The 21,840-nt window shown below is 63.8% G+C and carries 16 protein-coding genes; 4 read left to right on the top strand and 12 right to left on the bottom strand.

Annotation, left to right across the window (positions count from 1 at the left end):
* The first annotated feature begins 69 nt into the window (after positions 1-69).
* Both cadR and AQ611_RS01845 read left to right on the top strand, forming a co-directional pair.
* The gene (gene cadR, locus AQ611_RS01850; RefSeq protein ID WP_059516976.1) at positions 70-501 is read left to right on the top strand and encodes a Cd(II)/Pb(II)-responsive transcriptional regulator; all 432 of its coding nucleotides are present in this window, start codon (positions 70-72) and stop codon (positions 499-501) included.
* A 128-nt stretch (positions 502-629) separates the two neighbouring features.
* The gene (locus AQ611_RS01845) at positions 630-1,253 is read left to right on the top strand and encodes a PadR family transcriptional regulator (protein WP_069233579.1); all 624 of its coding nucleotides are present in this window, start codon (positions 630-632) and stop codon (positions 1,251-1,253) included.
* Between the two features lie 387 nt (positions 1,254-1,640).
* Here the strand turns inward: AQ611_RS01845 and AQ611_RS01835 are convergent, their stop codons facing one another.
* From AQ611_RS01835 to putA, 3 genes are all read right to left on the bottom strand, one after another.
* Positions 1,641-2,930, bottom strand: a complete 1,290-nt coding sequence (locus tag AQ611_RS01835; RefSeq protein WP_059516982.1) for a glycoside hydrolase family protein — start codon at positions 2,928-2,930, stop codon at positions 1,641-1,643.
* Positions 2,931-3,255: 325 nt separating this feature from the next.
* On the bottom strand, positions 3,256-4,395 hold the full coding sequence (locus AQ611_RS01830; protein WP_059516984.1) for a branched-chain amino acid ABC transporter substrate-binding protein: 1,140 nt from the start codon (positions 4,393-4,395) through the stop codon (positions 3,256-3,258).
* Positions 4,396-4,478: 83 nt separating this feature from the next.
* On the bottom strand, positions 4,479-8,405 hold the full coding sequence (gene putA / locus AQ611_RS01825; RefSeq protein WP_069233577.1) for a trifunctional transcriptional regulator/proline dehydrogenase/L-glutamate gamma-semialdehyde dehydrogenase: 3,927 nt from the start codon (positions 8,403-8,405) through the stop codon (positions 4,479-4,481).
* A 279-nt stretch (positions 8,406-8,684) separates the two neighbouring features.
* Here putA and AQ611_RS26015 point away from each other — a divergent pair, with 279 nt between their 5' ends.
* A complete protein-coding gene (locus AQ611_RS26015; RefSeq protein ID WP_096030775.1) occupies positions 8,685-8,858 on the top strand; it encodes a hypothetical protein in 174 nt (57 codons plus the stop codon).
* A gap of 19 nt (positions 8,859-8,877) precedes the next feature.
* On the opposite strand, the gene AQ611_RS01820 is transcribed toward AQ611_RS26015, so the two are convergent.
* Both AQ611_RS01820 and hemE read right to left on the bottom strand, forming a co-directional pair.
* Positions 8,878-11,145, bottom strand: a complete 2,268-nt coding sequence (locus tag AQ611_RS01820) for a primosomal protein N' (RefSeq protein WP_069235091.1) — start codon at positions 11,143-11,145, stop codon at positions 8,878-8,880.
* 460 nt (positions 11,146-11,605) lie between these two features.
* On the bottom strand, positions 11,606-12,697 hold the full coding sequence (gene hemE / locus AQ611_RS01810) for a uroporphyrinogen decarboxylase (protein ID WP_069233576.1): 1,092 nt from the start codon (positions 12,695-12,697) through the stop codon (positions 11,606-11,608).
* Positions 12,698-12,863: 166 nt separating this feature from the next.
* Here hemE and AQ611_RS01805 point away from each other — a divergent pair, with 166 nt between their 5' ends.
* Positions 12,864-13,649, top strand: a complete 786-nt coding sequence (locus AQ611_RS01805) for a transporter substrate-binding domain-containing protein (RefSeq protein WP_069233575.1) — start codon at positions 12,864-12,866, stop codon at positions 13,647-13,649.
* 689 nt (positions 13,650-14,338) lie between these two features.
* On the opposite strand, the gene AQ611_RS01800 is transcribed toward AQ611_RS01805, so the two are convergent.
* The 7 genes from AQ611_RS01800 to AQ611_RS01770 form a co-directional block, all read right to left on the bottom strand.
* Positions 14,339-16,072 (bottom strand): AMP-binding protein, encoded by a 1,734-nt coding sequence (locus AQ611_RS01800; RefSeq protein WP_069233574.1) that lies wholly within the window; start codon positions 16,070-16,072, stop codon positions 14,339-14,341.
* A 165-nt stretch (positions 16,073-16,237) separates the two neighbouring features.
* On the bottom strand, positions 16,238-16,663 hold the full coding sequence (locus tag AQ611_RS01795; protein WP_059516996.1) for a F0F1 ATP synthase subunit epsilon: 426 nt from the start codon (positions 16,661-16,663) through the stop codon (positions 16,238-16,240).
* A gap of 153 nt (positions 16,664-16,816) precedes the next feature.
* Entirely contained in the window at positions 16,817-18,211 is a 1,395-nt protein-coding gene (gene atpD, locus AQ611_RS01790; protein ID WP_059516998.1) for a F0F1 ATP synthase subunit beta, read from the bottom strand.
* 73 nt (positions 18,212-18,284) lie between these two features.
* On the bottom strand, positions 18,285-19,160 hold the full coding sequence (gene atpG, locus AQ611_RS01785) for a F0F1 ATP synthase subunit gamma (protein ID WP_059517000.1): 876 nt from the start codon (positions 19,158-19,160) through the stop codon (positions 18,285-18,287).
* Positions 19,161-19,230: 70 nt separating this feature from the next.
* Positions 19,231-20,772, bottom strand: coding sequence for a F0F1 ATP synthase subunit alpha (atpA, locus tag AQ611_RS01780; protein WP_059517002.1), 1,542 nt, complete (start codon positions 20,770-20,772; stop codon positions 19,231-19,233).
* A gap of 45 nt (positions 20,773-20,817) precedes the next feature.
* A complete protein-coding gene (locus AQ611_RS01775) occupies positions 20,818-21,357 on the bottom strand; it encodes a F0F1 ATP synthase subunit delta (protein ID WP_059517004.1) in 540 nt (179 codons plus the stop codon).
* A 2-nt stretch (positions 21,358-21,359) separates the two neighbouring features.
* Entirely contained in the window at positions 21,360-21,830 is a 471-nt protein-coding gene (locus tag AQ611_RS01770) for a F0F1 ATP synthase subunit B (RefSeq protein WP_059517006.1), read from the bottom strand.
* Between the last annotated feature and the right edge of the window lie 10 nt (positions 21,831-21,840).

Here is a 21,840-nt window from a genome sequence, read left to right as displayed (position 1 = left end):
GTGTCTGACGGTGTACAGTTAACACCTTGAAGTCACTACAGGGTCAACCCTCTTTTGCGGGAGATTCGAATGAAGATTGGCGAACTGGCGAAAGCGGCCCGCTGCACCCCGGAGACGATTCGTTTCTACGAAAAAGAGGGGCTGATGCCCGGCGCACAGCGGACCGATTCGAACTACCGCAGTTACAACGACACCCACGTCGAGCGGCTGCGCTTCATCCGCAATTGCCGCGCGCTCGACATGACGCACGACGAGATTCGCGCGCTGCTGCGTTTCACCGACGATCCGGCGCACGGCTGCCATTCGGTCAACGTGCTGATCGACGAACATCTTGGCCACGTCAATGCGCGCCTGGCCGAGCTGGAGCATCTGAAAGCCCAGCTCACCGCGCTGCGCGAACAATGCCAGGGCGAGCACACTGTCGAGGATTGCGGGATCGTCCATGGCCTCTCGACAATGGAAACGCCCGAAGCGCCGGCCAAACGCACGCACGTCGGCTAAAACGGCGCCGGGCGCGACGCCGGACGGCCCATGGCGCGCCGGTGCCGTCATCAAGCTCGACAGCCATTCGATTGCGTTAACTTATATCTAGTTATAAATTAACTAAATATAAGTTAACCAGTCATACTATGCCTCGTTTTTCCCCTCTGGCGCTGGCCGTGCTGGCCATGCTCACCGAAGCGCCGATGCATGCATATCGGGTCCAACAACTGATCAAGCTGCGCGGCAAGGACGAGGTCATCAACGTCAAACAGCGCAACAGCCTGTATCAGACGCTCGATCGGCTCGAACGCGACGGGCTCGTCGTCGTCAGCGAAACCGGACGCGACGGCGCCTTTCCGGAGCGAACCGTCTATGCCATTACCGACGCAGGCCGCGACACCGCCCGCACGTGGCTGCGCGAGCAACTCGCGCAACCCGCGCGCGAATTTCCAGCGTTTCCGGCCGCGCTGTCGGTCCTGCCGCTGCTGTCCGTCGACGATGCGCGCCGTCAGCTCGAGGCGCGCACGGCTGCGCTTGAACAAGAAATCGAGCGTCTCGAAGCCATCCGCAATGCGGCGCTGGCAATGCAGATCCCTCGTCTGTTCCTGCTGGAAACCGAATTGATGCAGCTCACCGTGGAAACCGAACTCAACTGGGTACGCAGCGTCGTCGATCATTTGAAGGTCGGTGCGCTCACCTGGAGCGAAGCGTGGCTGCGCGAAGTGGCCGAACGCCTTTCCCAAACGGCGCCGCGCGCCGAGTCGATGTGACTGCCCGCCCCGCGTTGCCGTTCGATGCCGTTGGCCGGCGGCACGCTCGGGCTCGCCGCACCGAAATGTCGATGCCACGGCAATCTTTCGAGCCAAGCGCGCGGGCGGCGCCGTCCGCCTTCAGCCTACCGATGGCCGCGCTCAAGCGCGTTCGACGCGGCGGCGCGCCGCACGGACCCGCCATCCTCCGGCACACGCGCCGCTCGCTGCCGGCACGCCGGGCAGCCATGCAAATCGAGCGCCGGCCGATCCATGTGGATCAGCCACCGAAGGTTTGTCATGGATGCCATGAGAGAGACAAAAGAGAAACTCATGGCGTCGAGGATGAAGATCCGTGACATCGCGCCACGGGCACGCGAGCGAGCGTCGCTCGCGATTCGGATTCGATCAATGCCCCTGCTTGGTTGCTGCGACCGTCGAGCGAAGCATCAAATAGCGCTGCTTGGTCGTGCCGTCCCCCGTGATCAGGCCGAACGGGCCGCGGCTGTTCGGATTGTCGTACATTTCGTACCAAGCAAAGCCAAGCAGGTTGTACTGCGACCTGGCTGCGACCAGCTGCGGAATCGTCTTTTGGATATAGGCGTTGGCCTGCTCGTCGGTGTTATCGGGATCGACGCCGACTTCCGTGAACACGATCGGCAGGTTGTACGTTTTCTTCAAGCGGTCGAGCACATTGTAGATACCGCCCGTCTTCGCATAGGCGTGTTCGAAGTCTCCGCCGTTCGAATACCAGTGCCATTGGATGGCATCGGGCGAGATCTTCGGATGGCCGGTCGAGCCGTCAGGCTGCGTGCCCGACATCAGCGCGTCGAGGAAGCCGAAATTCAGCCAGCCCGTCGACGCGTTCGCCATCAGAATCGTCTTGCGTTGCGTGTCGACCGAGCGCCAGCCGTCGAGCGAGCCGCGCAGCGCGCCGCGCCAGATCGGGAACGTCGTGTTGTCGAAATCGGACGGATTGAGGCCGTCGCCCTTCACCGGCGCATTGTGCCAGTCGGTATCGAACTCGTTGCCGAACTCGACCACCGGAATGCCGTCAAGCCGCTTCGCCGCATAGGCCGCAACCCGGTACGCATACGCATAGGCGCTCTGTTCGGTCGGCTGCGCGCCGTTGAGCGACGGATCGTCGTAGGGGTACGCCGAGATCATCGGCAGCACCGTCACATTCGTGCCCAGCGCGGGCATGACCTTGTCGACGAGCAGATCGATATGCTCGGGGATGTACACGTCCTGCCGGAAAAAGCGCATGCCGAGATCGGTGACATGCGTGGCTTGCGAATTCAGCGGCATCGACATGTAGATGCCGCCTTGCATGTAATGGCCGTTCACGCCGAAGAAGGGTAGGCTCGACGCGAGGATCGATGCGGCCGCCGTGCCCGCGGGCGGCGTCGTCGCCGATGAACCGGACGACGTCGATGAACCCGACGAACCCGAAGAATCCGGCGTAGATCCGGACGCGGAACCCGTCGTCGAGCCCGATGACGTTGCGGAGCCCGCCGCCGTCCCGGACGATGCGCCGCCTTGCGCGGTTTGCTGGGCGACAAACTTCGTCGTCGATCCGCCGTCTTCGCCTCCGCACGCGCTCAGCACGCACGAGACGAACAGCATGCCGATGAATTTTCGCCAGCGAGACATGGGCACATGCGCATCCGATTGCGCAAGAGCATCGATATGCTCCATCTTTGAACTCCTATCTAAAAAATAGGCGCTCATTCTATGGGCGCAGACCCGGAGATAAACATCGCAATCGGTAAGCACATGTAAAAGATTGCTACTTATGTGTTCAAAATCGCGCAATCACCCTTCAAGTTCGGCTAATTCCATCTCCATATTCGCCAATTACAGAAATTCCAGCCGGCCGGCGGCCACGTCGCGCCGCATTTTCCATTGCCGGATCGCTTTTGATTCTTAACTGATCGGCAGTATTAATCCGTTCAAATAAAAAAACCCCGAAAACCGGAACGAATCCCGGCCTTCGGGGTGGGGGACGGCTGCGCGGCGCGCTTTACTTGCCGCCGATGCTCTTAAGCGGCTTCCATTCGCCCTTCTCGACCTTGTAGATCGTGATGCCGCCGTTCTTCAGGTCGCCCTTTGCATCATATGCAATGTGCGTCGACGTGACGCCTGCCATATCGGTCTTCGCAAGCAGCGGCAGATACTTCGCCGGATCGGTCGAGTTCGCCTGCTTCATTGCGTTGAACAGCGCCATCGCGCCGTCATACGCATACGGCGAGTACGTCTGCACGTCTTCGCCGAAACGCTTCTTGTACTTGTCCGCATACGCCTTGCCGCCGGGCATGTCGGCGAGCGGCAAGCCGGCGAGCGAGGCGATCGACCCCTCGGCGGCGTCGCCGGCGATCTTCAGGAAGGTCGGCGTATGGACCATCTCGCCGCCCATCAGCGGCGCCGTGATGCCAAGCGACTTCATCTGCTTGGCCATCGGCGCTGCTTGGGAATCCGCGCCGCCGTAGTAGACGAGGTCCGGCTTCACCGATTTCAGCTTCGTCAAAATCGCCTTGAAGTCGACCGCCTTGTCATTCGTGAACTCGCGATCGACAATCGTCGCGCCCGCCGCCTTCGCCGCCTTCTCGAACTGGTCGGCAAGGCCCTGGCCATACGCGGTGCGATCGTCGACGATCGCAATCTTTTTCATGCCCAGATCCTTCGCCGCGAACGCGCCCGCCACCGAGCCCTGCTGCGTGTCGGACGTCATCATCCGGAAGGTCGTCTTGTAGCCCTGCTGCGTATATTCCGGGGCCGTCGCCATTGCGATCTGCGGAATGCCCGCGTTCGCGTAAATGCGCGAAGCCGGGATCGTCGTGCCCGAATTGAAGTGGCCGAGCATGCCCTTGATGCCGTCGTCGACGAGCTTCTGCGCGACCGTCGTGCCGGTGCGCGGGTCGGCCTGGTCGTCCTGCGTGTCGAGTACGAATTTCACCGGCTTGCCGCCGATCATGGGCTTCGTCGCATTGAAATCCTCGATCGCGAGCACGATGCCGTTCTGCATGTCCTTGCCGTAATGCGCCTGTGCGCCCGTCATCGGCGCTGCGAAACCGATCTTGACGTCATCCGCGTGCGCCGTCCCCGCCAGCGACATGACCGCAACGAACGTTGCGCCTGCCAGCTTTTTCATCGTGTGTTGCATAGTTTCTCCTATACCAGGGTAAATGGAGCGGCTTCGGATTCGCCTTGCCGCTTCCGTTTATTGAGGCGATTGGCAGGGCGTGCTCAGCCGATCGTCATCAAATTCGCGTTGCCGCCCGCCGCCGCGGTGTTCACGCTGACCGAGCGCTCGGTGAGCAACCGTTCGAGCGCGTAATCCTCGTCGCCGTTGTCGAACGCGCCCGCCGCGACGCCCTGCACCGACACGATCGGGCCGGGGCGTTGCGCAACCGCCTTCACCAGCGCGAGCAACTCGTCGCTGTCGCCTTCGAACAGCACGGCGTCGAACTGCGCGTCGGCCTGCTTGCGCACGCTCACATACGCCTTCAACGGCGCGGGCAGCGACGCGGCGAGCGCTTCGCCCGCCGCGCCCGCGAACAACGCGCGATTGCCGGTGGCAAGCACGGCCGCGAGCTGCGCGAGCGCGCCGCGCTTGGTCGCCGCGATGCACAGCACGGTGCCGCGCGGGCCGAGCGTATACGTATTGCGCTCGCCCGTCGGGCCGGCGAGCACCGCGGTCGCGCCCGCCAGCACGTGCGACAGATAGCCGTCGCAACGCGCGGCAAGCGCCGGCTCGCGCTCGTCGAGCAGCCAATCGCGCAGCGCGGTCAACGCGGCGCACGGATTATCGCTCGACTCGCCTTCGGGCGGAGCATCGGCCACGAGCGACGCTTCGAGCGATCTCGGCAAGCCAGCCGGGCGCGTCGCGAGCAAGCGCTGCAAATAGAGCGCGCCGCCCGCCTTCGGCCCGGTGCCCGACAGCCCTTCGCCGCCGAACGGCTGCACGCCGACCACCGCGCCGATCACGTTGCGGTTCACGTAGATGTTGCCGACGTGCGCGCGCGCGATCACATGCGCGATGGTCTCGTCGATCCGCGTGTGAATGCCGAGCGTGAGGCCGTAGCCCGTTGCGCGGATCTGCTCGAGCAGCTTGTCGAGCTGGCTGCGGCGGTAGCGCACGACATGCAGCACCGGGCCGAACACCTCGCGCTTGAGTTCGTCGACGCTGCCGATTTCGATGATCGTCGGCGGCACGAACGTGCCTTGCGTGCATGCCTGAGGCATCGACAGTTGCGTGACCGCGTGCCCCTTGTCCTTCATCGCCGCGATGTGCGTATCGATCGTGCGCTTCGCGTCGGCATCGATCACCGGGCCGACGTCGACCGACAAGCGATCCGGATTGCCGAGCGAAAGCTCGCGCATCGCGCCCTTGAGCATCTCGAGCGTGCGATCGGCGACGTCGTCCTGCAGGCACAGCACGCGCAGCGCGGAGCACCGCTGGCCGGCCGAATCGAACGACGATTGCAGCACATCGGCGACCACCTGCTCGGCGAGCGCCGACGAATCGACGATCATCGCGTTCTGCCCGCCCGTTTCGGCAATCAGCGGAATCGGCTTGCCGTCTGGATCGAGGCGGGAAGACAGCGTTTTGTTGATGAGGCGCGCGACTTCGGTCGAACCGGTGAACATCACCGCACGCGTGCGGGAATCCGCAACGAGCGCCGCGCCGACCGTCTCGCCGTCGCCGGGCAGCAGTTGCACCGCGCCCGCCGGCACGCCGGCTTCGCGCAGAATGCGCACGGCCTGCGCGGCGATCAGCGGCGTCTGCTCGGCCGGCTTGGCGAGCACCGTGTTGCCGGCCGCGAGCGCCGCGGCCACTTGGCCCATGAAGATCGCGAGCGGGAAATTCCACGGGCTGATACATACCACGGGGCCAAGCGGGCGATGCGTATCGTTCGAGAACTCGTCGCGGATCTGCGCCGAGTAATAGCGCAGGAAATCGACCGCCTCGCGAATTTCCGCGATCGCGTTCGGCAGCGACTTGCCGGCTTCGCGCACGATCAAGCCCATCAGCGTGTGCATCTGCGCTTCGAGCAGATCGGCCGCGCGCGCCAGACAATCGGCGCGCGCGTCGACGGGCGTTGCCTGCCAGATCGGCGCCGCCGCGACTGCATGCGCGAGCGCCGCGCTCACTTGCTCGGGCGTTGCATCGCTGACCGTGCCCACCACGTCGCGCAAATCGGCCGGATTGCGCACGTCGCGCGGGCTCGCGTCGGCGAGCGCCTCGTCGGCGAGCATCGGCGCCGCACGCCACGGATGATGCGCGCTCGCGAGCAGCGCCGACGACAGCGACGCAAGCCGATGCTCGTTCGACAAATCGAGCCCCATCGAATTGACCCGCGCGGCGCCGTACAACTCGCGCGGCAGCGGGATCTTCGGATGCGGCGCGCCGAGCGGCAGAATTTTCGCGGCCTCTTCGACCGGATCGGCGACCAGCTCCTTCACCGGCACCGATTTGTCGGCGATCCGGTTCACGAACGACGTGTTCGCGCCGTTCTCGAGCAGGCGCCGCACGAGATACGCGAGCAACGTCTCGTGCGTGCCGACGGGCGCGTACACGCGGCACGGGCGATTCAGCTTGTCGCGGCCCGTCACTTCCTCGTAAAGCGGCTCGCCCATGCCGTGCAGGCATTGGAATTCGTACTGGCCGGGGTAGTAATTCTGGCCCGCGAGGTGATAGATCGCGGACAGCGTGTGCGCATTGTGCGTCGCGAACTGCGGATAGACCGCGTCGGGCGCGGCGAGCAGCCGCTTCGCGCACGCGAGATACGACACGTCGGTATAGATCTTGCGCGTGTAGACCGGATAGCCCTCGAGGCCGTCGACCTGCGCGCGCTTGATCTCCGAATCCCAATACGCGCCCTTTACGAGCCGTACCATCAAGCGGTGGCGGCTGCGGCGCGCGAGATCGATCAGGTAGTCGATCACGAACGGGCAGCGCTTCTGATAGCCCTGCACGACGAAGCCGATGCCGTTCCAGCCCGCGAGATCCGGATCGAAGCACAGCGCCTCGAGCAGATCGAGCGACAGCTCGAGGCGATCGGCCTCTTCGGCGTCGATGTTCAGGCCGATATCGTAGCGGCGCGCGAGCCGCGCGAGCGAGCGCACGCGCGGCAGCAGCTCGCTCATCGTGCGCTCCTGCTGCATGCGCGAATAGCGCGGATGCAGCGCCGACAGCTTGATCGAAATGCCCGGCCCTTCATAGATGCCGCGCCCGCCCGCCGCCTTGCCGATCGCATGGATCGCCTGCTCATACGACGCGTAGTAGCGCTGCGCATCCTCCTCGGTCGTGGCCGCCTCGCCGAGCATGTCATACGAATAGCGAAAGCCGCGCGCCTCGTACTTGCGGCTGTTCGCGAGCGCCTCGGAGATCGTCTCGCCGGTGACGAACTGCTCGCCCATCAGCCGCATCGCGATATCGACGCCCTTGCGGATCAGCGGCTCGCCGCCTCTGCCGATCAGCCGCGTGAGCGCCGACGACAATCCCGCCTCGCTGTTCGTCGTGACCAGCTTGCCGGTAATCATCAGCCCCCAGGTCGCAGCGTTGACGAACAGCGACGGCGCATGGCCGACATGCGAGCGCCAATCGCCCTTGCTGATCTTGTCGCGAATCAGCGCGTCGCGCGTGGCGCGGTCCGGAATGCGCAGCAGTGCCTCGGCAAGACACATCAGCGCGACGCCTTCCTGGCTCGACAGCGAAAACTCGTGAATCAGCCCCTCGACGCCGCCGCCCGAATTCTTCTCGCGCAGCGCTTCGACAAGGCGCGCGGCCATCGCCTGCACCTGCGCCGACAGATTCGCGGGCAAGCGCGCCTCGCCGATCAGGAACGGCACGCATTCCGGCTCGGGCCGGCGGTATGCAGCCGTGATCGCCGCGCGCAACACCGACTGCGGCTGCACGCTCTGCGCGAATTCGAGGAACGGGTGGGGCGCGCCGTCTTCGTCATGCTCCGCGTGGATCTCGGACACATCCGCGCCCCCCGCGTGGCCGGACAGCTCCGGCGGCAGTTGGCCGTGCTCGATCCGCTCGAGATACGCGAAGATTGCCTGCTTGATCAGCCAGTGCGGCGTGCGCTCGAGCCGCGATGCCGCGTCTTTCAGCCGCGAGCGAAGCAGGTCGTCGACTTTGACGCCCAAAGTGGTGCTTGCCATGATCTTTTTTCTACGCCGGCTCGATGCCGGTCAAGGACGTTAAAGATCGCAAAATCCTAAGGCACCCAATAAAAAGGTGCAACCAAATTACCCGATCGGTTGCACCCGACAAAAACCATTATTTATCAAAGGTTTGGCAAATGATATAAACGGTTAGTTTAGGTTTCGCGCATCGGGATTTTCCCTGATCCTGTCAGTTTTGACGGGTCGATTTTCCCGGCAAACTGGCGTGATATCGCAGCTGCGCGCCCGCAGCCTTGGGACGCGAAGGAGAAAAAGATGGGTGAATGGATCGTGATCAGCATCGTGCTCGCCGCCTGGGTGGCGTGCGCAGCCATATTCATACGTCGCGCGTCGGCCGTGTTCTTCCAGGCATTAGGCGATCCGCGCGAGACCGGCAGCAGCAAGCAGAAAACCACTTGGCACGCCGGGCTGCGCCAGGCCCACGAATAAGCCTGCGCAGGCCGCGCCGTCAGATATCGAGCGGGTCAACCTCGACAGTCCAACGCAACACCCCCTTCAGTTCGCGCAATCGCGGCTGCCACGCGTGCAATGCGCGCTGAAGCGCCGCGCGAGACGCACTCTCGACCAGCAACTGCGCCCGGTGAACGTTCGCCACCTTGACGATCGTCATCGGAACCGCGTCGTAGACCGTCGCGCGATCCGCTCCCGGCAACGGCGCAAATGCGTCGGCCGCCTGCCGCAGAAACCCAAGCGCCGCCTCGAGCGTGCGCGCTTCGGCGCGCAACAGCGCCTGATAGACGAACGGCGGCAGATGCGCATCGCGCCGTTCGCCGAGCGTGGCGTTCGCGAAGCCGACGTAATCGTGCCGCGCCAGCGCGTGATAAAGCGCATGACGCGGATAGCGCGTCTGGATCAGCACTTCGCCCGGCAATCCGGCACGCCCCGCGCGGCCGCTCACCTGCATGAGCTGCGCGAACAACCGCTCGCTCGCCCGGAAGTCGTGCGAAAACAGCGCGGTATCCGCATTCAGGACCCCGACGAGCGATACGCGCTGGAAGTCGTGCCCCTTCGCGATCATCTGCGTGCCGATAAGGATATCGACCTCGCCTGCGTGCACATCGGAAAACAACGCCTGGGCGCTGCCCTTGCGGCGCGTGCTGTCGGCGTCGATGCGCAGGATGCGCGCGCCCGGCACCGCGAGCGCGAGCGTTTCCTCGACGCGCTGCGTGCCGCGCCCGAGCGGCGCGATATCGACATTCCCGCATTCGGGGCACGCATGCGGAATCCGCGCCTCCCAGCCGCAATGATGGCAACGCACCGCACGCTCGGGTTTGTGCATGACGACGTATGCGCTGCAACGCGGACAACCCGCGACCCAGCCGCACGCGTCGCAGGCCAGCGCCGGCGCATAGCCGCGCCGGTTCAGGAACACGAGGCTCTGCTCGCCGCGCTCGAGCCGCGCCTTCAGGGCCGCGACCAGCGGCCCCGACAAGCCGCCCATCGACGCACGGCCGCGCCGCCGTTCCTGCTCGAGATCGATGAGCGTCACCGTGGGCAGCGCGGCGTCCGCGACCGCCCGCTTTGACAGCGTGAGGCGCCTGTAGCGCCCCTGGTCGGCCTGCCACCAGCTTTCGAGCGACGGCGTTGCCGAGCCCAGCACGACCGGAATCGCAAGCTGCTTTGCGCGCCACACGGCGAGATCGCGCGCCGAGTAACGCAGCCCCTCCTGCTGCTTGTACGCGGGCTCGTGCTCCTCGTCGACGACGATCATCGCAAGCGCCGGCAGTGATGCGAGCACCGCGAGGCGCGTGCCGAGCACGATTCGCGCACGGCCCGTGTGCGCGGCAAGCCAATGCCGCGCACGCTCGCCTTCGGCGAGACCGCTGTGGAGCGTGACGATCGCATCGGGCGGCAACGACGCCGCGAACCGCGCGCGAAACGCCACTTCGAATTGCGGAGTCAGGTTGATTTCGGGCACGAGCACGAGCGCCTGGGCGCCAGGCTGCCGATCGAACAGCGCCGCGAGCGCGCGCAGATAAACCTCGGTCTTGCCGCTGCCCGTCACGCCATGCAGCAGGAACGGCGCAAAACCGGCGGCCGACGCAATCGCGTCGACCGCTTCGGTCTGCTGATCGGTCAGTTGGGGCGGCCGTGCAACCGCCGGTGCGCGACTCTCCGGCATCCAGTTATCCACAGGATGCGCACCGGCATCCGCGGCCGCGATCTCGTCGCATGCCACCCAGCCTCGCGATTGCCAATCGTCCAGCACCGCGGCAGCTTTCGGGTGCAGCGCGCGCACGTCGGCAAGCGATAGCGACGGCGCGCCGGCAAGCGCCGCCGCAAGCCGGCGCAGCGCGGCCGCGCGTGCCGGCAACGCATCGGGCAGCGCCGCGCGCCCGGCGTCGATGAGACGGTAGCGCCGCTCAGGCGCAAGCAGGCGCCCCCAGCGCGACACATCGCGTAGCGCCTGCGGCAACGCCGGCAGCGCAACTTCGCCGAGCCCGCGCTGGTAGTAATCGGCGGCGAACGCCGCCAGATCGAGCCATGACGACGAAAGCGGCGGCAGCTCCGCGCATACGGCCTCGATCGTCTTCAAGCGATCGGCGGGGACGTCGCTGTGAGCGGTTACTTCGCAGATCAGCCCGACCGCTTGCCGCTTGCCGAACGGCACCTGCACCAGCATGCCGGGCACGGGCGCAATAGCGCCACGGTAGCGGTAATCGAACAGCGTCGGCAGCGGGTGATCGAGCGCGACGCGCACGAACGCGTCAGTCATCGGCGCCGCACCGGCCACGCAGCGTCGGCCCGGCGGATTCGACAGGCCCGGCGCCCATGTCGTCCGCCAAGTTAAAGTAAAACATCACTTTCGACGCTAAGTTTTGGATTCTCATTAAGAATCGCGGCAGGGCCGCCGAATCTGTGGATAACTTTGTTGAGAACTTGTCCGCCAAGACCGTGGTTAGGCGCTGCGACCGGTCATCCGCCACGTTGGCCGAATCGGTCGGCCCAGTCGCTCAGCCTTGTCCGATAAGGCTGCTATCCGATTGCAGCTGCCATAGCACGACATATTTACCGACGCCTCTATCTTCCGCGCTGCAACGTCGAAAATGTGTATAAGTCAAGTCTTGACAATGGTAAGAGGCCCTTCCGACGGACGCTTGCGCCCTGTTTCGACGCCCGCGCCCCCGCCCGCCGCACGTCGATTTGCGGCATTGCGCAACCTCCAATGTTTCCGGTCACGCCGCCGCGCCGCGCATCGCGCGGCTATGACGATGCACTTCGTCGACAAGCTCCGCGACATGCTCAGGCGGCGTGAATTGCGAAATCCCGTGCCCCAGATTGAACACATGCCCTGGATGGTTGCCGTAACTGTCGAGCACCGCGCGCGCCTCGGCGCGAATCGTCTGCGGCGGCGCGAATAGAATCGTCGGATCGAGATTGCCTTGCAGCGCGACGCGGCCCGCCACCCGCTCGCGCGCGCGGCCGAGATCGATCGTCCAGTCGAGCCCAACCGCGTCGACGCCCGTTGACGCGATATCCTCGAGCCACAAGCCTCCGCCCTTCGTGAACGCGATGGCCGGCACGCGCATGCCGTCGTGTTCGCGCTTGAGGCCGGCGACGACGCGGCGGATATAGTCGAGCGAGAAGCGCCGGTAGGCGCCATCGGCAAGCGCGCCGCCCCAGGTGTCGAAGATCATCACAGCCTGCGCGCCCGCTTCGATCTGCGCGTTCAGATAGGCGGCCACCGCCTGCGCATTGATCTCGAGAATCCGGTGCATCAAATCCGGACGGGCATACGCCATCGTCTTCACGGTGCGGAAATCGTCCGAGCCGCCGCCTTCGACCATATAGCACGCAAGCGTCCACGGGCTGCCGGAAAAGCCGATCAACGGCACGCGCTGGCGATCCTGGCCGTCGGTCAACGCGCGGCGGATCTCGCGCACCGCGTCCGTCACGTAGCCGAGCGTTGCGCCGATGTCCGGCACCGCGAGCTTCGCGACGTCGGCTTCCGTGCGCACCGGCCGCGCGAACTTCGGCCCTTCGCCTGCGGCGAAGTCGAGACCAAGGCCCATTGCGTCGGGAATCGTCAGGATGTCCGAGAACAGAATCGCCGCATCAAGTGCATAACGCTCGAGCGGCTGCAACGTGACCTCCGTCGCGTAATCCGGGTTCTTTGCGAGGCCGAGAAAGCTGCCGGCCCGCGCGCGAGTCGCGTTGTACTCGGGCAGATAGCGGCCCGCTTGTCGCATCAGCCAGATCGGCGTGTAGTCGGTCGGCTCGCGCAACAGCGCGCGCAGGAAGGTGTCGTTGATGAGAGTCTGGGCCACGGTGGGGGCAACGGAGCGAAACGTAATCACGCATTTTACCGGAGCCCGCGCCGCGCCAAGCATTCGCCGCCCGGCGCGCCGGTTTACCGGAGACGACGATTGGGTGCCCGCGGCCGCTTCGCTATGATCTGGCGTCCGGGCCGCGTGCCCGAAGTCAGGAGACACGATGAAAAAGAATCGATTGCTGTTCGCGCTTGCCTGCGTGGCCGGCCTGGCTCACGCGCAAATTACGCCGCCGGCCGGCGCGGGCGCGTCGCGGCTCGACGACGTGCTCGCACGCGGCACGCTGCGCATCTGCACGACGGGCGACTACAAGCCGTACACATACCGCCGCGAAGACGGCCAATACGAAGGCATCGACATCGACATGGCGGCATCGCTCGCGAAATCGCTGGGCGTGAAGGCCGTCTTCGTGAAAACCACATGGCCGTCGCTGATGGACGACTTCATCGCGAAATGCGACATCGCGATGGGCGGCATCTCGACAACGCTCGAGCGGCAAAAACGCGCATTTTTCACGGCTGCATACGCCGTCGACGGCAAAACGCCGATCGCGCGTTGCGCGGACATCGAGCGCTATCAGACGATCGCGCAGATCGATCAGCCGCACACGCGTGTCATCGTCAATCCCGGCGGCACGAACGAGCGCTTTGCGAAGCAGCATTTCACGCACGCCCAAATCACCGTTTATCCGGATAACGTCACGATTTTCAAGCAGATTCTTTCGGGTAACGCCGACGTGATGGTGACCGATGCGTCGGAGACGCTGCTCCAGCAAAAGCTCAATCCGGGGCTCTGCGCGGTGCATCCGCACGAGCCGTTCCAGTTCGGGGAGAAAGCGTACCTGGTGCCGCGCGGCGACGTCGTGTTCCAGCAATACGTCGATCAATGGTTGCATCTCGCACGTGAGACAGACGAGCTTCGGGCAGTGACGGACAAGTGGCTCAAGTGACAATTCGATATGCCAACCAACGCATCTGCACACCGCGAGCCGCCGGCACAATCTCGATATAGAGCGGCCGGCAGCCGCGCCCAGTTCCGCCGCGAGCGTCTTCGCGGCGCTTTCCGGCCTGCTTGGCGCGTGTGCGCCCGAGCAGCCGGCGGCCGCAGTTACCCGCGCACGTTTCAAAATTTTTCTGAGATTGTCGTGTGATCTTATCAAAGTAATTTATATGCATGTTTTAACGGGTCTGACGGCCTTACCAGGCAAGACCGGCCCTTCGTAAAAGCAGCATGGATAGCCCCGAAAATGCCCTTTTCCAGTTAGGTAAAAATGACCGATTACACTTCTTTCAAAATAGCAAAAAATCCCGCAAAGCCTTATCCGGCGGGGGTTACAACCTGAAACACTTTGTTACCGCGATCCCAGGGTAATTCGCCCACAATGCCTCTCACGGTTTCAACACGGATGCGGTCTCCGGTGCGGCGTGTGAGCGGACATCAAGCACGAAAGAGCCCGTCGGTTTTTTACCGAATCCCTTCTTAGGGGCATCCTTGTTGAAGTCGTCGTCGGTGCCGGAGCATCGATGCCCTTCACCTTTGGTCTCCTCGCGCTAACCCCGTAGCGTGTGGTTTTTAGCGGGCTCATGAGCCCGCTTTTTTTCGTCTATCGAAAGCGTGCGCGGTGTTCCGCCGCTTGCGTCACGCCGTTTTGGCCACGCTCAGCCCCAGTTCGGCAATCATCCGGTCGCGCATCACGAATTTTTGCGCCTTGCCCGTCACAGTCATCGGCAACTCGTCGACGAAGCGCACATAGTGCGGCACCTTATAGTGCGCGATTTGGCCTCGGCAAAATTCGCGCAATTCGTCGTCGGTCATCGTCTCGCCCGCGCGCAGCACGATCCACGCGCAGACTTGCTCACCGTATTTCGGGTCGGGTACGCCGAACACCTGCGCACTCTGAATCTTCGGATGCCGAAACAAAAATTCCTCGATCTCGCGCGGATAGATATTCTCGCCGCCGCGAATCACCATATCTTTCAGTCGCCCGACAATATTGCAATAGCCTGCTTCATCGAGCGTCGCGAGATCGCCGGTGCGCATCCAGCCGTCGACAATCGCTTCGCGCGTCCTTGCTTCGTCATCCCAATAACCCAGCATCACCGAATAGCCCCGTGTGCATAGCTCGCCCGTCGCGCCAACCGGCACGATCTCGCCCGATGCATCGACGATCTTCGCCTCGAGATGCGGCTGAATGCGTCCAACCGTCGTCGTGCGCTTGTCCAGCGGGTCCGTGGTCGCGCTCTGGAACGACACGGGGCTCGTCTCCGTCATCCCGTAGGCGATCGTGACCTCCGACATATGCATGCTCGCGACCACGCGCTTCATCGTCTCGATCGGACACGGCGAGCCCGCCATGATGCCGGTGCGCAGCGTGGAGAGATCGTAGCGGCCAAATTCCGGATGATCGAGCTCGGCGATGAACATCGTCGGCACACCCTGCAGCGCGGTACAGCGCTCGTCGCACACCGCCGCGAGCGTCGCCCCCGGGTCGAATGCCGTGCCCGGAAACACCATCTTCGCCCCTGCCGATACGCACGCGAGCACCGACAGCACCATCCCGAAGCAGTGATACAGCGGCACCGGAATGCACATTGCGTCGGCTTCGGTGAGCCGCATCACCCGCGCGATCGCAATCGCGTTATTGACGATGTTGTGGTGCGTGAGCGTCGCGCCCTTCGGATTGCCGGTCGTGCCGCTCGTGAACTGGATATTGATCGGCTCGCGCGAATCGAGCGTCGCGCCGATCGCCTCGAGATCGACCTGCGCACGCTCACGCGCCGTGCGGCCGCTCGCCAGCACGTCGGCAAAGCGCAGCATCCCGGCTGGCGCAACATCGGCCATCGCGACGACCGCACGCAACGCCGGCACCCGCTTCGCATGCAATGCGCCGCCTGCGCAACTTGCAAGCTCGGGCGCGATCTGGGCAATCATCTCCACGTAAGCCGACGACTTGAAGCGCTCCGCCGCAATCAGCAGCTTGCAGCCGACCTTGTTCAGCGCATATTCGAGTTCGGTAAGCCGATAGGCGGGGTTCACGTTGACGAGCACGGCGCCAAGACGCGCGGTCGCGAATTGCGTGAGCAGCCATTCAGCACGATTGGGCGCCCAAATGCCCACGCGATCGCCTTTCTCGATGCCAAGCATCGCCAAGCCGGCGGCGAGCACATCGACTTCTTCCGCGAATTCCCGCCAACTCCAGCGCACGTTCTGCTCGCGAAACACCACGGCCGGGCGATCGGGAAAACGCGCGACGGTATCACGCAGAAATTGCCCGACCGTCGCCTCGGAAAGCGGCACGTCGGTCGCACCGCGGACATAGGACAAACCGTTCACGGGTGCGATCAATGCATCCGTGCGCGATGATGCGGCCATAGCGTCTCCTGGGTTGTAATCGATGCATGCAACGAATCATTCTGGGCTCTGCCGCCCCACTCTGACATCGATTGTTACCCGCAAGGAAAAATCGCACGAACGGACGAAAAGCGGACGAAAAAAAAGCAGCCCGAAGGCTGCTTTTTTAGGCGGAAACGGCGAACGTCAGTGCTTCGCGCGAATCTTCGCCAGACGCTGAATCGCTTCGAGCTGCGCCATCGCAGTCGCAAGTTCCGACTGCGCCTTCGCAAGGTCGAGGTCCGACTTCGCGTTCTGCAGCGTTTCTTCGGCGCGCTTTCTCGCTTCCTCGGCCTTCGCCGCGTCGAGATCCTTGCCGCGGATCGCGGTGTCGGCGAGCACCGTGACGGCGCCCGGCTGCACTTCGAGAATCCCGCCCGCGACGAACACGAACTCCTCGTCGCCGCCTTCAGCCTCGATGCGCACCGCCCCCGGACGAATCCGCGTGATCAGCGGCGTATGGCCCGGCAAAATGCCCAGCTCTCCCGCTTCACCCGGCAGCGCGACGAACTTCGCCTGGCCCGAGAAGATCTGCTCTTCCGCGCTGACGACGTCTACTTTGATGGTTGCCATATCGACTCCTGTCGATCGGCGCAAGCGCCAAAGCGCTTACCCGATCCCATGCAAGGCACGGTTGAGCGTACTGCGCGGGCTCCGGTGCACGACACGCCACCCCAAGGATAGCGTTCGCGAACGCATCGGCGCCCGCCGCGTTACACCCGACCTTTACTGGATCTTCTTGGCCTTTTCGAAGGCCTCGTCGATCGTGCCGACCATGTAGAACGCCTGCTCCGGCAGATGATCGCACTCGCCATCGACGATCATCTTGAAGCCGCGGATCGTTTCCTTCAGCGGCACGTACTTGCCCGGCGAGCCCGTGAACACTTCCGCGACGTGGAACGGCTGCGACAGGAAACGCTGGATCTTACGCGCACGCGCGACCGACAGCTTGTCTTCCGGCGACAGTTCGTCCATGCCCAGAATCGCGATGATGTCGCGCAGTTCCTTGTAACGCTGCAGCGTTTGCTGAACGCGGCGCGTGATCGTGTAGTGCTCTTCGCCGATCACGTTCGGGTCGATCTGGCGCGACGTCGAATCGAGCGGGTCCACCGCGGGGTAGATACCGAGCGACGCGATGTCACGCGACAGCACGACCGTTGCGTCCAAGTGGCCGAACGTCGTAGCCGGCGACGGGTCGGTCAAGTCATCCGCAGGAACGTACACGGCCTGCACCGACGTAATCGAGCCCGTCTTCGTCGACGTGATGCGCTCTTGCAGCTTGCCCATTTCCTCGGCCAGCGTCGGCTGATAGCCCACCGCGGACGGCATCCGGCCCAGCAGCGCCGACACTTCCGTACCGGCCAGCGTGAAACGGTAGATGTTGTCGACGAAGAACAGCACGTCGCGGCCTTCGTCGCGGAAATGCTCGGCCATCGTCAGGCCCGTCAGCGCCACGCGCAGACGGTTACCCGGCGGCTCGTTCATCTGGCCGTACACCAGCGCGACCTTGTCGAGAACGTTCGAGTCCTTCATTTCATGGTAGAAGTCGTTCCCTTCACGGGTCCGCTCGCCCACGCCCGCGAACACGGAGTAACCGCCGTGCTCCTTCGCGATGTTGTTGATCAGCTCCATCATGTTGACGGTCTTGCCCACGCCTGCACCGCCGAACAAGCCGACCTTGCCGCCCTTCGCGAACGGGCAGATCAAATCGATAACCTTGATGCCCGTTTCGAGCAGTTCGGTCGACGGCGACAGCTCGTCGAACGCAGGCGCTTTCTGATGGATCGAACGGAGATGTTCGCTCTCGATCGGACCGGCCTCGTCGATCGGACGGCCGAGCACGTCCATGATGCGCCCGAGGGTCGGCTTGCCGACCGGCACCGAGATCGGCTTGCCGGTATTTTTCACCGTCACGCCGCGGCGCAGGCCGTCGGAGGCACCCAGACAGATCGTGCGGACCACGCCGTCACCCAGCTGCTGCTGGACTTCGAGCGTCAGTTCCGAGCCGTCGAGAATGAGCGCGTCGTAGATCTTCGGCATGCTCTCGCGCGGGAATTCCACGTCGATAACGGCGCCGATGCACTGTACGATCTTGCCTTCTACCAAAGCAGCAGTACTCATCGCTTTTCCTTTCAATACCTGATTCTTTACTCGCGCAAAGGCGCAGTTCCCTGAGGCGTCCCGAGCGCGCCGCTTACACGGCGGCGGCGCCGCCGACGATCTCCGACAATTCCTTCGTGATCGCGGCCTGACGGCTCTTGTTGTACGACAGTTGCAGCTCGCTGATCACCGTCTTCGCATTGTCCGATGCGGCTTTCATCGCGACCATCCGCGCCGATTGCTCCGACGCCATGTTTTCCGCCACCGCGGAATACACGAGCGCCTCGACATAGCGCACGAGCAGCTCGTCGACCACCGTCTGCGCATCCGGTTCGTAGATGTAATCCCACGAGGTCGCGGGCGTGCCGTCATTCGCGTCGAAATGTTCGGTCGACAGCGGCAGCAATTGCTCGATTACCGCCTCTTGCTTCATCGTGTTGATGAAGCGCGTGTATGCGAGATAAACCGCCGACAACTTGCCTTCCGAGTACTGATCGAGCTGGACCTTGACAGCGCCGATCAGCTTGTCCAGGTGCGGCGTGTCGCCGAGATGCACGACCTGCGAAACCACCTTCGCGCCGAAGCGGTTCAAAAAGCCGAGACCCTTGCCGCCGATCGCGGTCGCCTCGACCTTATGTCCCTTGTCGCCGATTTCCTTGAACTTCTGTACGGCCGCGCGCAGCACGTTCGTGTTCAAGCCGCCGCAGAGGCCCTTGTCGGTCGTGACGAGGATGACGCCCGCGGTATCGGCGCCTTCGTTCGCCACCATGAACGGGTGGCGGTACTCCGGGTTCGCGCGGCTCATGTGCGCGGCGATTGCACGGACCTTGTCGGCATACGGACGGGCCGCGCGCATGCGTTCTTGCGCGCGGCGCATCTTCGACGCCGCCACCATCTCCATCGCCTTGGTGATCTTGCGCGTGTTTTGCACGCTCTTGATCTTGCCGCGAATTTCCTTCATTCCAGCCATTGCTTGCTCCTTGACCGAAGCGGCGCGGGGCGCTATGCGGCCCGCTCCGCCTCATCGTGTCATTCGCGGATCAATAGGCACCGGACTTCTTGAAGTCCTTCAGAGCGGCGTGCAATGCGCCCTCGTCGTCCTTCGACAAGTCCTTCGTGTCTTCGATGCGCTTGATAAGCTCGGCGTGGCTCGTCTTCAGATATTCGCGCAAACCCTTCTCGAACGGCAGCACGTCCTTGACGTCGAGGTCGTCGAGATAACCGTTGTTCGCCGCGAACAGCGATACCGCCAGCTCCCACACTTGCAGCGGCTGGTACTGCGGCTGCTTGAGCAATTCCGTCACGCGGCGGCCGCGCTCGAGCTGCTTGCGGGTCGCTTCGTCGAGATCGGAGGCGAACTGCGCGAACGCCGCCAGCTCGCGATACTGCGCGAGGTCGGTACGGATGCCGCCCGACAGCTTCTTCACGATCTTCGTCTGCGCGGCACCGCCGACGCGCGACACCGACACGCCCGCGTTGATCGCGGGGCGGATGCCTGCGTTGAACAGGTCGGTTTCAAGGAAGATCTGGCCGTCGGTGATCGAGATCACGTTGGTCGGCACGAACGCGGTCACGTCGCCCGCTTGCGTTTCGATGACGGGCAGCGCCGTCAGCGAGCCGCTCTTGCCCTTCACTTCGCCGTTCGTGAACTTCTCGACGTACTCCTCCGACACGCGCGCGGCGCGTTCGAGCAGACGCGAGTGCAGATAGAACACGTCGCCCGGATACGCTTCACGGCCCGGCGGACGGCGCAGCAGCAGCGAAATCTGGCGATACGCCCACGCTTGCTTGGTCAAGTCGTCATAGATGATCAGCGCGTCTTGGCCGCGATCGCGGAAGTACTCGCCCATCGTGCAGCCCGCATACGGCGCGAGATACTGCATCGCCGCCGAATCCGACGCCGACGCCGACACGACGATCGTGTACTCGAGCGCGCCGGTTTCTTCGAGCTTGCGCACCACGTTCATGATCGACGAAGCCTTCTGGCCGATCGCAACGTAGATACAGATGAGATCCTTGCCCTTCTGGTTGATGATCGTGTCGATCGCCACCGCGGTCTTGCCGCACTGACGGTCGCCGATGATCAGCTCGCGCTGGCCGCGGCCGATCGGCACCATCGAGTCGATCGACTTCAGCCCGGTCTGCACCGGCTGCGACACCGACTTACGCCAAATCACGCCCGGGGCGATCTTTTCGATTGCGTCGGTCAGCTTCGTGTTGAGCGGGCCCTTGCCGTCGATCGGGTTGCCGAGCGCATCGACCACGCGGCCGATGAGTTCCGGGCCGACCGGCACTTCGAGAATGCGGCCGGTCGTCTTGACGATGTCGCCTTCGGAGATGTGCTCGTACTCGCCGAGAATCACCGCGCCGACCGAGTCGCGCTCGAGGTTCAGCGCGAGGCCGAACGTGTTGCCCGGGAATTCGAGCATTTCGCCCTGCATCACGTCCGACAGCCCGTGAATGCGCACGATGCCGTCGGTCACGGAGATCACAGTGCCCTGGTTGCGAACGTCCGCGCTCGCTTCAAGGCCCTGGATCCGGCTCTTGATCAGCTCGCTGATCTCAGAGGGATTGAGTTGCATTATTCGCTCCTGATATTCAATTCTGTTGCGTGCCGGGCGCCGGACTCAGGCGGTCAAAGCAGTCTGCAGGCCGGCGAGCCGCGCGCGGACCGAGCTGTCGAGCACTTCGTCGCCGACCGTCACGCGCACGCCGCCGATCAGCGACGGATCGACTTCGACCGTGGCTTTGAGCTTGCGCTTGAACTTGCGCTCGAGGCCCGCGACGAGTTCGCCGAGCTGGGCGCCTTCGAGTGCAAACGCACTGACGATCTTCGCGTCCGCCGCGCCTTCGCGGGCATTCTTCAGTTCGTCGAACTGCTCGGAGATGGCGGGCAGCAGCGCGATCCGGTGATTGTCGATCAGCATCTGCACGAAGTTCTTGGCTTCCGCGCTCGCCGCGAGCGGCGATTTCGATGCGGCGAGCAACAAATCGCGAACCTGCTCGCGCGTCACCTTCGGATTCGACGCGACGGACAACACTTCGGGCAATTGCGCAACCTGAGCCAGCTCTTGCACGAGCGTGGACCAGGCGGCGACGTCACCCCCCTCGGCCACGCGGAACAGCGCTTCTGCGTAAGGGCGGGCGATGGTTGCAAGTTCGGCCATGATCAGAGCTCGGCTTTCAGTTGATTCAGCAGTTCGGCGTGGGCCGTTTGATCGACTTCGCGCTTCAGGATCTGTTCGGCGCCTTTCACGGCGAGTGTCGCGACTTCGTTGCGCAGCGCTTCGCGAGCCTTCACGATTTGCTGTTCGGCATCCGCCTTCGCCTGCGCGACAATCCGCGCGGCTTCGGCCTGCGCGTTCGCCTTGATTTCGTCGGCGACAGCGAGTGCGCGTTTTTCAGCGTCAGCAATGCGTTGCTGGCCGTCGTTGCGGGCTTGTGCGAGTTCCTGGTCGACGCGCTTGTGCGCCGCCTCGAGTTCCGCCTTGCCCTTTTCCGCAGCGGCCAAGCCGTCAGCGATCTTTTTTGCGCGTTCGTCGAGTGCGTTGATCAGCGGCGGCCACACGAACTTCATCGTGAACCACGCGAGGATCAGGAACACGACCATTTGCGCAAACAGGGTTGCGTTGAGATTCACGGTGTTTCCT

It is taken from the genome of Burkholderia singularis (genome assembly GCF_001718875.1).
Lineage (GTDB): Bacteria > Pseudomonadota > Gammaproteobacteria > Burkholderiales > Burkholderiaceae > Burkholderia > Burkholderia singularis.
This window is presented reverse-complemented; position numbering and strand designations above follow the sequence as displayed.